10 protein-coding genes are annotated in these 14,411 nt (G+C 70.7%); 9 read left to right on the top strand and 1 reads right to left on the bottom strand.

The features are described 5' to 3' along the window. Positions 1-91: 91 nt before the first annotated feature. Positions 92-1,537 carry a diadenylate cyclase gene (locus VT85_RS21120; RefSeq protein WP_068419772.1) on the bottom strand — a complete coding sequence of 482 codons (1,446 nt, stop codon included), beginning with the start codon at positions 1,535-1,537 and terminating at the stop codon, positions 92-94. A 327-nt stretch (positions 1,538-1,864) separates the two neighbouring features. Here VT85_RS21120 and VT85_RS21115 point away from each other — a divergent pair, with 327 nt between their 5' ends. From VT85_RS21115 to hflX, 9 genes are all read left to right on the top strand, one after another. Beyond that, positions 1,865-2,536, top strand: a complete 672-nt coding sequence (locus VT85_RS21115) for a fused DSP-PTPase phosphatase/NAD kinase-like protein (protein WP_082859032.1) — start codon at positions 1,865-1,867, stop codon at positions 2,534-2,536. 188 nt (positions 2,537-2,724) lie between these two features. Continuing rightward, the gene (locus tag VT85_RS21110; protein ID WP_068419770.1) at positions 2,725-3,234 is read left to right on the top strand and encodes an N-acetyltransferase; all 510 of its coding nucleotides are present in this window, start codon (positions 2,725-2,727) and stop codon (positions 3,232-3,234) included. Between the two features lie 133 nt (positions 3,235-3,367). After that, complete coding sequence (locus tag VT85_RS21105) at positions 3,368-5,053, top strand: glycosyltransferase family 39 protein (protein ID WP_068422434.1); 1,686 nt, start codon at positions 3,368-3,370, stop codon at positions 5,051-5,053. After that, entirely contained in the window at positions 5,050-6,000 is a 951-nt protein-coding gene (gene miaA, locus VT85_RS21100; protein ID WP_068419768.1) for a tRNA (adenosine(37)-N6)-dimethylallyltransferase MiaA, read from the top strand. The genes VT85_RS21105 and miaA overlap by 4 nt, the downstream gene beginning before the upstream one ends. Before the next feature lie 182 nt (positions 6,001-6,182). Continuing rightward, a complete protein-coding gene (locus VT85_RS29760; RefSeq protein WP_068419766.1) occupies positions 6,183-8,075 on the top strand; it encodes a DUF11 domain-containing protein in 1,893 nt (630 codons plus the stop codon). Positions 8,076-8,212: 137 nt separating this feature from the next. Next, a complete protein-coding gene (locus tag VT85_RS21090) occupies positions 8,213-10,192 on the top strand; it encodes a thioredoxin domain-containing protein (protein WP_068419764.1) in 1,980 nt (659 codons plus the stop codon). After that, the gene (locus VT85_RS21085; RefSeq protein WP_068419762.1) at positions 10,189-11,910 is read left to right on the top strand and encodes a tetratricopeptide repeat protein; all 1,722 of its coding nucleotides are present in this window, start codon (positions 10,189-10,191) and stop codon (positions 11,908-11,910) included. Before VT85_RS21090 ends, VT85_RS21085 begins: the two co-directional genes overlap by 4 nt. Then, the gene (gene truB, locus VT85_RS21080) at positions 11,907-12,806 is read left to right on the top strand and encodes a tRNA pseudouridine(55) synthase TruB (protein WP_197490915.1); all 900 of its coding nucleotides are present in this window, start codon (positions 11,907-11,909) and stop codon (positions 12,804-12,806) included. The genes VT85_RS21085 and truB overlap by 4 nt, the downstream gene beginning before the upstream one ends. Positions 12,807-13,027: 221 nt before the next feature. After that, a complete protein-coding gene (gene hflX, locus VT85_RS21075) occupies positions 13,028-14,335 on the top strand; it encodes a GTPase HflX (protein WP_068419760.1) in 1,308 nt (435 codons plus the stop codon). The last annotated feature ends 76 nt before the right edge of the window (positions 14,336-14,411 follow it).

Below are 14,411 nucleotides of genomic sequence, written 5' to 3'. Positions count from 1 at the left end.
CGGCCGGATGGAAGCCCTCGGCTTTCCATCCGGCCGCGTTCGCTTCGAAGCCGGGAAAGTCGGCAGGCGCGCCCGGGTCGGCCGTGGCGGCTCAGAATTCCCAGACGCGGCGGCCCTTGAGGAACATGGTGACGTAGCCGTCCTCGCTGACCTTGAGGACGGGGCCGAACTGCGAGGCGGCCAGGGCGGCGAGGGTGCGGGCGCCCTGCACGGAGCGCCCCAGGTCGAGGACCTCGGGATTGATGCGGAGGATGGCGCCGAAGGTCAGCAGGGCGCCGTCGGGGTCGGTGACCACGGCGCCGTCGAGGCTGGCGATGGCCTCCAGGACGGAGGGTTCGAGCTGGCTGATGGTCATGCCCCGGACCGCGTGGTGGAGCGCCCGCTTGGCCAGGCGGGGCGAGAGGTTCTCGGGGTCCTGAGGGTCGTCGACGGCGATTTCGTCCTTCATGCGGTCGACCGGCGCGATGAGCTGGGGGACCGAGGTCTCGGGATCGCGGGCGACCACGAGCAAGGCTCCGACGCGGGCCTCGCTGAGGTTGATCGCGGCCTGAAAGAGTCGGCGGGCGAGGTCGTCGTCGCTGGACCTGCGCACGGCCTCGCTCCAGACGGCGAACTTGCTGGGGATGTCCAGCAGACGCCAGCGGCCGTCGCTGAGGCTGAAGGCCATCTCCCCCTGCGCGAAGACCTTGATCTCCTGGGAGGGGGTCAGGATGAGGCAGACGTGGCCGCCGGAGATCGTGGCCCGGGCGTGGCTCTGATAGGGGCGGGGGCAGAGGTGCGCCTCGGTCCGCTCGGACTGGGTCTCCTCGGCCCATTGCGCGACGTCGGCGATCCGGACGAGTTCCCCCTGGGGGTCGACCACGAAGACGGTGCGGACGCCGTCGCAGAGGCGGTGGAAGCCCTTGATGGCGGTGAGCCGGGCGTTGAACTGGGGGGCGCCCTTGAGGTTCTCGCGGCCTGGGGTGGTGGGGTCGTCGGGGGTCCCCAGGAGGATGGCGCCGGAGGTGACCCGACGGTTCTCATAGGTGGAGAACGCGGCGACGCGAAGGGCCTCGAGCGCCGCGGGGATCCGGAACGGACCCTCGGACGCCAGATAGTCGGCGATGATCAGGTCTTCGGTGAGGTAGTTGAACCGCTCCACCCGGTCGTGGACGTCCTGGTCGAAGAGGGAGCGGAAGCGGTAGTCGAGGGCGTGGACGATGACGTCGATCATCCGCCGCTCGGAGGGGAAGAGCGGGACCGGGCTCCCCGGCTGGAAGGTGAGCCGCGTCCCCCGCCATTCGATGTCGATCGCCAATCGGTCGAGGTCGTCGACGAGGTTGTAGGGGGTCTCCTGCATCACGACGTCCCAGTCGATGATGCTGCGGTCGCCCTGGATTTCCAGGACGGAGTCCGGGAAGAAGTGCTCGAGCGTGCGCCTCATCACCGACTGGTACAGGCCGACGATCTTCGAGACCTGGCCGTATTGTCGCTCGGATCGGGCCAGCAAGGTTTGCTCCGTGAGGGTCGGCGCGTCGAACCGAACCGCCTTTCGCATCGTCTGATCCACCATGAGCGAATGGTCCCGAGGCCTTGCCGACGGCACGCCCAATCGTAGGGCGAGGCCCCGAGAATACCAAGGACCTTGGATTTGACGAACCGGAAAACGTCCCGGCGGACGCCCGACGGGGGTTTTCCTCAACTCGCGATCGGCGGGGACCGATGCAGAACGGAGGCTGGCGTCCGGCTTGTGGCATCCGGCGGCTCTTGCTAGGATCCGCCGCCCTCGTCCGACCAACGTGTGCGAGGGGCCCGCTCCAGGATGGCGATGTTCGACAGGGCGGACCATCGGTTCGTCGGCCGGATGACAGGGAGGATTTGCCCGATGTCTAAACGTCGTATGTGGCTGCGTTCCGTTTTGGCGGTCGGATTGGCCGTGCTGGCGGTGCATCAGATCTGGCGGCACGGCTCGGACTATGTGTTCGCGCAGCAGTTCGCGGAGGTGGTGCCGGGCAAGGTCTATCGCGGCGCCTGGCAGAAGGAATGGCCGATGCGGCGGATCGCCCGCGATCGCGGGATCAAGACGATCCTCGCCCTGGCCCACCCCCATGACAGCGCCATCGCCGTCAAGGAGCGGACGCTGGCGGAGGAACTGGGCATCAAGTGGGTGCACGTGCCGATCGTCGACCAGCGTGGGATGGAGAACCCCAAGACGGTCTTCCAGCTCCTGGACGAGGCGGCCGCGGTGGTCAACGACTCCAAGAACCACCCGATCTACTTCCACTGCCACCACGGCCTGAACCGGGTCTCGATGGTCCAGATCGCCTACCGCACCAAGTACTGCGGCTGGACCCTGGAGCAGGCGACCGAGGAGGTCGCGGCGGGCTTCGGCCTCGTCGAGGCCAATCACGGCCCCGACTACCGCACGATGGTCAAGTATTACGCCGAGAACGTCCTCCCCTTCCGCGAGGAGCAGAAGGCCCTCGCCGCCAGGGCCGACGCTCCCACCGCCGCCGAGACCCCCTCGGCCGAGGCCGCCCCGGCCGTGCGCCGCTGACCCAGAAAGACCCCCCCCGGGATCTCGTCGAAAAGCGGCTTGATTCTGGGGGCCTTAGGTCTAATAATCGAGATCCGGGCCAATACGATCTCGCAAGCCCGGCCCGTCCCCATCTTCCGCGACTTCGTCTCGTTTCCGCCTCGATCCCACCAAACGGCTTTTGAACGCCGATAAGGGAGGTCCCTCGATTGAACATACGCCCTGCGCGCGTCGGTGATGTCCCCGCCATCTACGAGTTGATTCGCAAGTTCGCCGACCGGAAGGTCATGATCCGAAGGTCCCTGGGCGAGCTGTACGAGTCCATCCGAGAATTCCTGGTCGCGATCGACGAGGAAGGCAGGGTTGTGGGCTGCGTGGCGCTGCATGTGTTCTGGGAGGACCTGGCCGAGTTGAAGTGCCTCGCCGTGGCCGAGGAGGCGCAGCGATCCGGCGTCGGCCGCAAGCTGGTCGACGCCTGCTGGGATCAGGCCCGCGAGCTGGAGATCAACTCCGTCTTCGCGCTGACCTACGCCGTCGGCTTCTTCGAGCGTTGCGGATACGCGCAGATGGACAAGGCGGACCTGCCGCACAAGATCTGGAACGAGTGCGTGCGCTGCCCGCTCTTCCCGAACTGCACGGAAGTCGCCCTGATCCGCTCTCACGCGCCGGTGTCGGGGAGTCTGGAAGCCGTCGACCTCCTGGCGCTGGCGCCCGTCTGATCCCGGAGGGGAGCGGCGAGCCTTGAGCGACCCCGAATCGCCGAAAAGCAGCCCGGGCGCCCCGACGACCCACGTCGAGGCGCGCGGGCCTTCGCATTCCCCGCCCCGTCCCGCCGACGAATCCGCCTCGCGCGTGCGTCGACTCGTCGCGTCGGCGGCGGTCGGTTTGGCGACCCTGGCGGTCATGCTGGCGACCGAGCCCAGCCTGGCGATCGTCTGGGACGAGGGCTACACCCTCGGCCGCGAGGCCCGGCTTCGGACGTGGTTCCGGGCCCTTGGCGACCCCGCCGCATTCGCGGCGACCTGGACGCCCCCCGTCCAGGAACTGGTCCAGCAGGTCGGCGCCCAGCCGCCGAGGCCCGACCAGGTCGACGCTCGCGGCAAGCTCCTGTTCGACTCCCGCGTCCTGGCCTATTTCTGGCCCTTCGCCCGCGAGGAGCCCCACGGGCATCCGCCGTTTTACGCCTTGCTCGGCCTGAAGGGGGACGTGCTCGCGCCGGGGCTGCCGGACCTCTCGCGCGCCCGCCTCGGGCCGATCATGCTGTTCAGCCTGGCCGCGGCGGGCCTGTTCCACTTTGTCGCCCGGCGCTGGGGTTGGTGGGCCGCCGCCGTCGCGGCCGGCGCCTGGGTCTTCCAGCCGAATCTGTTCGGGCACGGCCACTACGCCGCGTACGACGGCCCCCTGAGCTCGCTCTGGCTGCTGGCGATCTTCTGCTTCGTCGCGGCCGTCGAGCGCGACGACGATCCCGCTCCCCGGCGCCTCGCCTGGCTCCCGGCGCTGGCGTTCGGCGTCTTCCTCGGCTGCGCGATGGCCGACAAGCTGACGGGGTGGTTCCTGCCGCTCCCGTTCCTGGCCTGGGCGATCCTGTACCGTCGGCGGCGGGCGTTCGAGGTCCTCGCGATGGGGATCGGGGTGGGGGTGGTCGTCGTCTTCCTGCTCAATCCGTCGTGGTGGACCGAGCCGATCGCGGGTCCCCTGCGGTTCTTCCGCTCGAACCTGACGCGAGGGAAGACGATCCCGATCCCCGTGATGTTCCTGGGGCGGATCTACCAGACGCCGGTCGAGTCGCTCCCCTGGTACAACACGATCGTCTGGACCGTCCTCGTCACGCCCGTCGGCTTCCTGCTGCTGGCGCTCGCCGGGGCGTATCGAGCGGTCGCGAGGTGGAAGGCGGAGCCGGTCGTCCTGCTGATCCTGGGGCACTGGCTGTTCCTGCTGGCCCTCCGGGCGATGCCGAACACGCCGGGACACGACGGCGTGCGGCTGTTCCTGCCGGCCTTCGGCGTGCTTGCGCTGCTGACGGGGCCGGGCGTCGAGCAGATGCGGACGTGGCTGGGGAAAGGCTCGCGCTGGATCGCCTCGGCGAGCCTGATCGAAGGGGTGGCGAGCGTGCTGCTGATGCTCCCGGCGCCGCTGGCGTACTACAGTCCGCTGGTCGGCGGGCCGGCGGGCGCGGCGAGGCTGGGCATGGAGCCGACGTATTACTGGGACGGCCTCGACGCCGACGCGCTGGCCTGGCTCCGCTCGGAGACCGCGCCGGGGCGGACGATCCAGTTCTCTACGTTCCCGACCTCGTGGCTCTACCTGCGCGAGACCGGCGCGCTGCCGAGGCGGCTCGTCCCGCTCGACCGGGGGACGCCGCAATGGTACGTCCTTCAGAACCGTCCCGGCGCCTGGAACGCCCGCGACCGCATCCTGGCGACCCGCGCGAAGCCCGCGTACACCGTCTCCAAACTGGGCGTGCCGCTCGTCTGGATCTTCCCGTACGAGGCGCTCCAGGAAGCCGCGCGGGACGCCCTCCCCGAGACCGGGCGATGAGCGAGCCGGCCGCGCCGGAGCATCGCGCGATCTATCTGACCGGGCCGACGGCCTCGGGCAAGTCGGCGGTCGGGGTCGAACTGGCCCGGTTGCTCGACGCGGAGATCCTCGCGCTGGATTCGATGACGCTCTACCGGGGCATGGACGTCGGCACGGCCAAGGCGACGACGTCGGAGCGGGGGGGCGTGCCGCATCACCTGATCGACGTCCTCGACCCGTGGGAGTCGGCCAGCGTGGCGCAGTATCGCGGCTGGGCGATCGAGGCGATCCGGGACGTCGAGTCGCGCGGCCGTCGAGCCCTGTTCGTGGGGGGGACGGCGCTCTACCTGAAGGCCATGCTGCGTGGGCTGTTCGAGGGGCCGGGGGCCGACCCGGTCGTCCGCGAGCGGCTGGAGGCGGAGGCCGAAGCTCAGGGCGACGCCGCGCTCCACGCGCGGCTGGCGATGCTCGACCCGGCGACCGCCGCGCGGCTCCACCCCAACGACCGGCGGCGGATCGTCCGCGCGCTGGAGGTCATCGAACTGACCGGGACCGCCTTCAGCGCCCTCCAGCGCCAGCACGAGCGCCCGGCGTCGGGCGTCCGGGTGTTCGCCCTGGAACTCCCCCGGCCCGTGCTCTACGACCGCATCAACCGCCGCGTCTCGGCGATGTTCGACGCCGGCCTGGTGGACGAGGTCCGCCGCCTCCAGTCGGCCCCGAGGCCCCTGAGCGGCGTGGCGGCGCAAGGGGTCGGCTACAGCGAGGTCATCGCCCACCTGGAAGGGGGGCCGGGTTTGGATCGGACGATCGACCTGATCCAGATCCGAACCCGCCAGTTCGCCAAGCGGCAAGGGACGTGGTTCCGGGGGCTCGCGGAAGTCGCCCCCCTGGCGATGGAGCCCGGCGAGCCCGCCGAGGCCGTCGCGAAGCGGATCGCCGCGCGGATCGAGGGGGGCGGGGAAGGTTGAATCGCCCGGATTGACCTTCCGGGTGGGGCGGGCTTCTGCTATCAAACCGACGGCGGATCGGCCGAGGTCCCGAACGCGCGGCGACGCGCGCACGCCACGGCGGCCGTTCCGAATCGCTCTCGTACCCGTCGCGACGCGCGCGGCGTCGACGATCGGGCCTCCCAAGGAGGGGATGGATACCTATGGGCCGGCGACTCGTATTTCTGCTCGGCATCGTGCTGTTGATCGTCTGCGGTCCCGCGCGCGCCCTCGGCTTCCAGGAAAGCTTCCCGGCGCCCGTGGAGGGGCCCGGCGGGTTCAGCCCCGTGGACGCGCTCCCCGCGCCGGTCGACCCGGCCGATCCGGTGGCCCTCCCCGACGATCCGGCCGACCTCCCCGCCCCCGCCCCCGCTTCCGCGGCGGCGGAGCCCAAGCCGGCCCTCGGTTTGGGCGCGCTGCGAGGCTTCCTGCCCTCGAAGCCGAAGGCGGACGCGCCGCAGGACGACGCGGTGGAGCGCGTGCAGGCTGCGCCCGCTCCCGCCCCTGCCGCCGCCCCGGTCGCTCCCGCCCCGGCGGGCTCGCCGGCCCCGACGGGCGACGTCGGGTTCCTCCTGCCGCTGGATCGGCTGCCGATGGGCAAGCACGAGGTGCTCGTCAGCGTGGAGGTGCAGGCCCCGGCCGAGATGAACGTGAACAAGGAGGCGACGGTCAAGCTCGTGGTCGCGAACACCGGATCGTCCGACGCCTACAGCGTGGTCGTGCGCGACGAGTTGCCGGCGGGCCTGAAGTTCGGCTCCAGCACTCCCGAACCCAAAACGAATGAGCAGGGGTTGCTCACATGGGGGCTCGATACCGTGGCGGCCGGCACCAGCCGGGTGATCCTGATGAAGGTCACGCCCACGCAGGTCGCGCCCATGGACCACGCCGCGACGGTCACGTTCCGCGCCGGGAGCAAGGCGCGGACCCGCGTCCTCCAGCCCAAGCTCAAGGTCGAGGTCGTCCAGACCCCCAGCGTCGCCAAAATTTTGAAAGGCCAGCAGGCCGAGTTCCGGATCTCGATCACCAACACCGGCGACGGCCCGGCGCGGAACGTCGTCGTCCTGGCGAAGCTCAGCCCCGGCCTCGCCCACGAGAGCGGCGAGCGGAACGAGCAGAACAGCTTCGACATCCCCATCGACACCCTCGGGCCGTTCGAACGACGGGACTTGCCCCCCTTCATCGTCGACGCCAAGCAGGGGGGGAGCCAGTCCTGCACCGTGAAGGCTACCAGCCCCGACGTCATCTTCGACCCGGCCGACGGTGAGGTCACGCGGCCCGTCGACGTCGTCGAACCCGAACTCAAGATCCAGCTCGCCGCGCCCGAGAAGCGCTACACCGACACGATCGGTTCTTATGAGCTGACGGTCGAGAACCCCGGCTCGGCGCCGGCTCGACGAGTCCAGGTGGTCGTCTCGCTCGGCATCGGCGGCCGGCTCGTGAAGACGCCCCCCGACGCGACCTGGGACATCAACACCCATCGACTAAGCTGGTCGCTGCCGGAGATGCCGCCGAAGGGGGAGCCCCGCAAGCTCGCGTTCGAGGTCCGCATGGGAGACGTCGGATTCTATGAAGTCACCGCCGAGGCGCGGGCGGAGAACGTGGCGGTCGTCCGCGACAAACGCTCCACCGACGTCCAGGGCATGGCCGACCTGGACTTGATCGTCCGCGAGATCAAGCGGGTGGTCGACGTCGGGAATGAGACGATGTTCCTCATCAAGCTCCAGAACTACGGAACCAAGGACGCGACCAACGTCGAGGTCCGGGCCGAGGTCTCCCCCAACCTCCAGATCTTCGAGACCTCCGGCGGGCCCGAGGGGGAGAGCCAGGGGACCAAGGACGGCACCGGCGTCAAGTTCCCCAAGATCGAGCGCATCGGCGCGAACAAGACGGTCACGCTGGGCATCAAGGTGAAGGCCGTCCCCGGAGAGGACGAGATCGGCATCTGCAAGGTCTTCGCCAAGCACGACGACCTCCCGAAGGAACTCCAGGGGATGGCCAACGTGAAGGTCACCGAAGGGCGCCGCACGGCCGGCGTCGGCGACCCGGCGGCGAAGTGACGATCGGCCCGGCGCGAGGCGGTCCCGCCCGTGCGGGTTGGATCGCCGGCCGGTTCCGCGTACAATCGGGGCGGCTCGTCCGCCCGTCGCGCCGCGACTCGTCGCGAGGGCGCGGCCGCCTGGGCTGAGGTTCCGTGATGCCACGATCGACGTCCGCTCGCACGCTCGCCGCGCGACTCCTGGTCGTCCTGGCCGCCGGCCTCGCCTCGCCGCCGGCGAGCGCCCAGGAGGCCCCCGCCCGAGGCGCGGGGAACCTGCTCGGCCGCGAGACGAGCCCCTACCTGCTGCTCCACGCCGACGACCCCGTCGACTGGCGGCCCTGGGGGCCGGAGGCGTTCGCCGACGCCAGGGCCCAGGACAAGCCGATCTTCCTGTCGATCGGCTATCGCGCCTGCTACTGGTGCCACGTCATGCAGCGCGAGTGCTTCCGCGACGCCGAGATCGCGCGGATGCTCAACGCCGGATTCATCTGCATCAAGGTCGACCGCGAGGAACGCCCGGACGTCGACGAGGTCTACATGGCGGCCCTCCAGGCGTTCAGCACCGGCGGCTGGCCGATGTCCATGTTCCTCCTCCCCGACGGCCGCCCCTTCTACGGCGGGACCTACTTCCCCGCGCGCCAGAAGGAAGGCTTCACCGGGTTCGACACCGTGCTGACGGGCATCCTCAAGTCGTGGCGGGAGGAGCGGCCCGAGATGGAGCGCGCCGCCGCCGGCCTCACCGAGATCGTCCGCCGCAAGCTGGGCGACGGCCGACCTCGGCGCAAGGCGCCCCTGCCGGCGACGCTCCCCGCCGAGGGCCTGGCCGGGCTCGCCGAGCAGTTCGACCCCGAGTACGGCGGCTTCGGCTATAACCGCGAGAACCCCCGGCGACCCAAGTTCCCCGAGCCTGCCAACCTGGCCTTCCTCCTGGACCAGCACAGCCGCGGGCCGGCCCGACCCCCCGGCCGCGGCGACCCGCTGACCATGACCCTGACGACCCTGGACCAGATGGCCCGCGGCGGCATCCGGGACCAGCTCGGCGGCGGCTACCACCGCTACGCCACCGACCGATTCTGGGGCTCGCCCCACTTCGAGAAGATGCTCTACGACAACGCGCAGCTCGCCTCCGTCCAGGTCCGAGCCTTCGAACTCACCGGCGACCCGCGCTGGAAGGACGAGGCCGAGGCGACCTTCGGCTTCGTGGCCCGCTCGCTCACCACCCCCGAGGGGGGCTTCGCCTCCTCCATCGACGCCGAGACCGAGGCCGGCGAGGGAGCCTACTACCTCTGGTCGCGCCCCGAGGTCCGCAAGGTCCTCGCGAACGACCCCGACGCCGACGTCTTCCTCCAGGTCTACGGCCTCAAGCGCGAGCCGAACGAGAAGAACGGCCGCTACGTCCTGACCGAGCCCCGCACCCGGGCCGAGCAGGCCGAGGCGATGGGGATGACCGTCGAGGAGCTGGCGAGGCGGTTGGAAGGCCCCCGCGCCCGGCTCCTGGCCGCTCGCGAGCTTCGCCCCGCGCCCCCCTGCGACGACAAGGTCCTCACGGCCTGGAACGGCCTCATGATCGCCGCCTACGCCGACGGCTGGCGGGTGCTCAAGGATGAGGCCCACCTCCGCGCCGCCGACAGGGCGGCTGACTTTGTGCTCGCCAAGCTCCGCGACCCCTCGGGGAGGCTCCTGCGGTCCTATCGCGCCGGCGCCGCCAGGCTCCCCGCTTACCTGGAAGATTACGCCTTCCTCGTCCACGGCCTCTTGCGGCTCCACGAGGCCGGCGGCGATCCGCGACGGCTTGAGCAGGCCCGCACGCTGGCCGACCGGATGATCGCCGACTTCGCCGACGTGGGTGAAGGAGGGTTTTTCTTCACCGCCGACGATCACGAGACGCTCCTCGCCCGCTCCAAGGACCCGCTCGACGACGCCCTGCCGTCCGCCAACGCCGTCGCCGCGAGGGCCTTGCTGGCCCTCCACCGCGCCACCGGCGAGGCCCGCTATCGAGAGCTGGCGGGGAAGACCCTTGAGGCGTTCAGCGGCTTTCTCGCCCAGGACCCGGCATCGATGCCCACCATGCTGACCGCCCTGCGCGAATATCAGGACGCGCAGCCTCCCACACCACCGCCCGGCGTCCAACCTTGAACCTCCAGCAGTCGGGCCGAACATCACGCGAGGATCGTCCCCCGGGCCGCCGCGAGGCCGTCCGGCGGTGGCTGGGGCGTTTCGCGCTCGCGGCGCCGGCGGCGGTCGCCGCCACGGTCCTGATCGCGCTGCCGGGCTGGCTGCCGATCCTCCCCCGATCCGTCCGGCGGGGCCTGACCGACGGCCTCCTCGAAACGGCCGTCCTGCTCCACGCCTCGCTGATCCTCGTGGGACTTCTCGGGACCCCGTTCTTCGCCTGGCGGGCGTTGCGGGCGCGTCGGCTGCGTCGGCCCGTCGCTGTTTACGGCCGGCTGTTCCTGCTCGGCGTCTCATGTCTCGCGGCGCTGGCCTCGCTGGAACTCGGGGCGGCGGCGATCCGATCGCGGCTGCACCGATTCCCGGCCCTGCCGACGAGCTTCCCGGCCGAGGACCCGGCCGTGTATCGCATCCTCGTTCTGGGCGGTTCGAGCGCGCTGGGGGAGCCGTATCGGCCGTGGGTCTCGGTGGGCGCCATCGTCGCCGCGAAGCTGGGGGAGGCGGTCCCGGGGCGTCGGTTCGAGGTCGAGACGCTGGCCTGGCTCGGCGATTCGCTGGAGAAGCAGCACCAGAAGCTCGCCCGAATCACCCGTCGGCCGGACGCCGTGGTCGTCTATTCCGGGCACAACGAATTCGCCTCGCGGTACGAGGAGGACCGGGTCTATGAACTGGGCCTGGACGCCGCCTCGTCGGTCGTCCGCGCCGTGCACGGGATGGGCGCCGCCTCGCCGTTCGTCCGGCTGGCGCGGGAGCTGATCAGCAAGAACCGGCTCGACGCGCCGCCGTCGCTCAAGGGGAGGCATCAGGTCGTCGACCCGCCGCTTTGCAGCCCGGCCGAGGCCCGCGAGGTGCTCGACGACTTCTCGGCGCGGCTGGAGGCGATCGTCGCCTATTGCGAGCGGATCGGCGCCCTGCCGATCCTGGTGATCCCCCCCGCCAACGAGGCCGACTACGAGCCCGGCCGCTCCACCGTCGAGCCCGAGGTCGACGAGGCCGAGCGATCGCGAATCGCCGAGGAGTTCCTGTCGGCCCGCGCGGCCGAGGCCGCCGATCCCGACCGCGCCGAGGCCGCCTACCGGGCGATCCTCTCGCGCCACCCCGGATTCGCCGAGGCCCATCACCGGATCGGCAAGCGGCTCCTGGCCGAGGGCCGGAACGCCGAGGCCCGCGAGGCGTTCCTGCGGGCGCTCGACCTGGACGGCCTGCCGATCCGCTGCCAGGCCCCGTTCCGCGAGGCGTACCGTCGCGCGGCCGAGGGCCGCGAGGGCTGCATCCTGATCGACGGCCGCCGCGAGCTTGAGGGCGCGAGCCCGACGGGGATGCTCGACGACCACGTCGTCGAGGATACGCATCATCCCAACTTGAAAGGTTACGTGGCCCTGGCCGCCGCCGTGCTCCGCGAGCTGAAAGCCCGAGGGGTTTTCGGCGAGGCGTCGGCCGCGATCGTCGCGCCCGGCGTGGCCGATTGCGTCGTCCGCTTCGGGCTCGACGCCCGCAAGCTGGCCGAGGCCTGCGACCGAACGAGCCTGCACTATCAGCGAGTGGCGGGCTACCGTCACGACCCGACCGAGCGTCTGGCCAGGTCCCGGCGATTCGCCGAGGCCGCCCGGCGCCTCCGCGCGAGAGAGCCGATCGACGAGGTCGGCCTCCCCGCATTCGATCTCGAAGGAAGCCGCAAGTGAGCGTCGAAATCGTGAGCGTGAAGCCGGAATGGGAAGGGATCTTGAACGTCGACAAGCCGCCGGGGCTGACCTCGCGCGACGTGGTCAACCGCGTCGGGCGGCTGCTGCCGAAGCGGGTCAAGGCGGGCCACGCCGGGACGCTCGACCCGCTGGCGACAGGCGTCCTCGTGGTCTGCATCGGCCCGGCGACCCGCCTGATCGAGTACGTCCAGCGCATGGGGAAGACCTACCGCTCGACGTTCCGCCTGGGCGCGCGGAGCGATACCCACGACGTCGACGGCACCGTCGTGGCGACGGTCGACCCCCAGGTCCCCACCCTCGCCGAGATCGAGGAGGCGCTGGCCTCGCAGATCGGCGAGATCCTCCAGCAGCCCCCCGAATATTCGGCCCTGAAGGTCGCCGGCCGCCGCGCCTACGACCTCGCCCGCGCCGGCGAGGTCGTGGAGCTGGCGCCCCGGCCGGTCCACGTCGGCCGCATCCAGATCCTGGGGTACGACTGGCCCCGGCTGGAGGTCGAGATCGACTGCGGGAGCGGGACCTACATCCGCTCGATCGCGCGCGACGTCGGCGAGGCGCTGGGCTGCGGGGCCCTGATGGAGACCCTGGTGCGCACCCGGATCGGCGTCTTCGCCCAGGAGGAGGCCGTCGCCCCGGACGACCTGGATCGCGACAGCTTCGCCGACGCGCTGCGGCCCGCGCTCGACGCCGTCCCCGACCTGCCGAGGATCGCGCTGGACGAGGGGCAGACGGCCGACGTGCTCCTGGGCCGTCGCGTCGTCGCCGAGGCCCCGGCCGGGTCCCAGGTCGCCCTCGTCGCGCCCGACGGCCGCCTCCTCGCGCTCGGCGAGGCCGGCCCGGAGGGCCTCTGGATCCAGCCCCGGAAGGTGCTGGGATGAGCCGCCGGACGGCCCTCGCGGAGCTTCGGGATTCGATTCGAACCTGAACGCCGCGGCGTTCGTCTAGAAGGACGTGGCGACGCGATCGGAGCCCTCGCCGGGGGCCGTCGACGGGCGATCCTCGTTGACGGGACCCGGCGGCCGGCTTAGAATTCGTCCGCACGCGTCGGATCCACGTCCCTCCACCGACCACTCCTCATTTGACGAGGTTTCAGCCTATTTTGATCGATACCAGCCGCAACGAGCGTTCGGGGAATCGTGAGCGCGCCGTCCTCGTCGGGGTCATCCTGCCGGGGGGGGAGTACAACACCGACGACCCGTTGGATGAGATCCGAGGCCTGGCCAAGACGGCGGGCCTGGACGTGGTCGGGACCATGCTGCAGAAGCGCCAGCAGGTCGACGTCGCGACGTACATCGGCTCGGGCAAGGTCGACGAGCTGAAGGAGCAGGTCCGGGCGTTCGAGGCCGACGTGGTGATCTTCGACTCGGACCTCGGGCCGGGTCAGACGCGCAACCTCGAGAAGGCCCTGGAGTGCAAGGTCGTCGACCGCACCGAGGTCATCCTCGACATCTTCGCGATCCACGCGCAGACCCACGAGGCCCACCTCCAGGTGGAGCTGGCTCAGCTCGAATACGCGATGCCGCGGCTCAAGCGGATGTGGACCCACCTGTCGCGCTACAAGGGGGGCATCGGCGTCCGCGGTCCCGGCGAAAAGCAGCTTGAGGAAGACAAGCGGCTGGTCGTCCACCGGATCCAGGAGCTGAAGGCGAAGCTGGGCAAGATCCAGGCGCGGAAGGAGCGCGAGGTCGCCGGCCGCGGGGATTTCCCCACGGTCTCGCTCGTCGGCTACACCAACGCCGGCAAGAGCACCCTCATGAACGCCCTGACCGACGCCGGCGTCCTGGTGGAGAACAAGCTGTTCGCCACCCTGGACACCCGCACCCGAAAGTGGCGGTTCCGGGGGGGCGGGGCCGCCTTGCTCTCGGACACGGTCGGCTTCATCCGCGACCTGCCGCACGCCCTGGTGGCGTCGTTCAAGGCCACGCTGGAGGAGGCCCGCCAGGCCGACCTCCTGCTCCACGTCGTCGACGCGTCGAGCCCCGACGCCGAGATGCAGGTGCGGGCCGTCGTCGAGGTCCTGGAGGAGCTGGGGCTCAAGGACCACCCGACCTTGCTCGTCCTCAACAAGGCGGACAGGGTCCCCGACCGTTCGTTCCTCGACGTCCTTCGCGCCCAGCATCGCGACTCGATCGCGATCAGCGCGGCCAAGGGGGAGGGGCTCGAGGCCCTGGAGCACGCCGTCCGCCAGGCGCTCCTCGAATCGGCGCTCGACGCCGAGGTCGAGATCAGCGTGGCCGACGGCCGGGTCCTCTCGTACCTGGCCCAGCACGCCCAGATCCACGGCCGCACGTATGACGAGGCCAACGACCGGGTCGTCGTGGACTGCCGCCTCCCGCGCCGCTGCCTCGACTTCCTGTACGAGCACGGCGCCGAGGTCCGGGAGAAGGAGATCCGCATCTACGCCTGAACGGGCGTGGACGCGGTCGAAATCTGAGATGCCGACGAGGCGGGAGGGGCCGAAGCTCCTCCCGCCTCGTCGCGCG

This window comes from Planctomyces sp. SH-PL62 (assembly GCF_001610895.1).
Classification (GTDB): Bacteria; Planctomycetota; Planctomycetia; order Isosphaerales; family Isosphaeraceae; genus Paludisphaera.
This window is presented reverse-complemented; position numbering and strand designations above follow the sequence as displayed.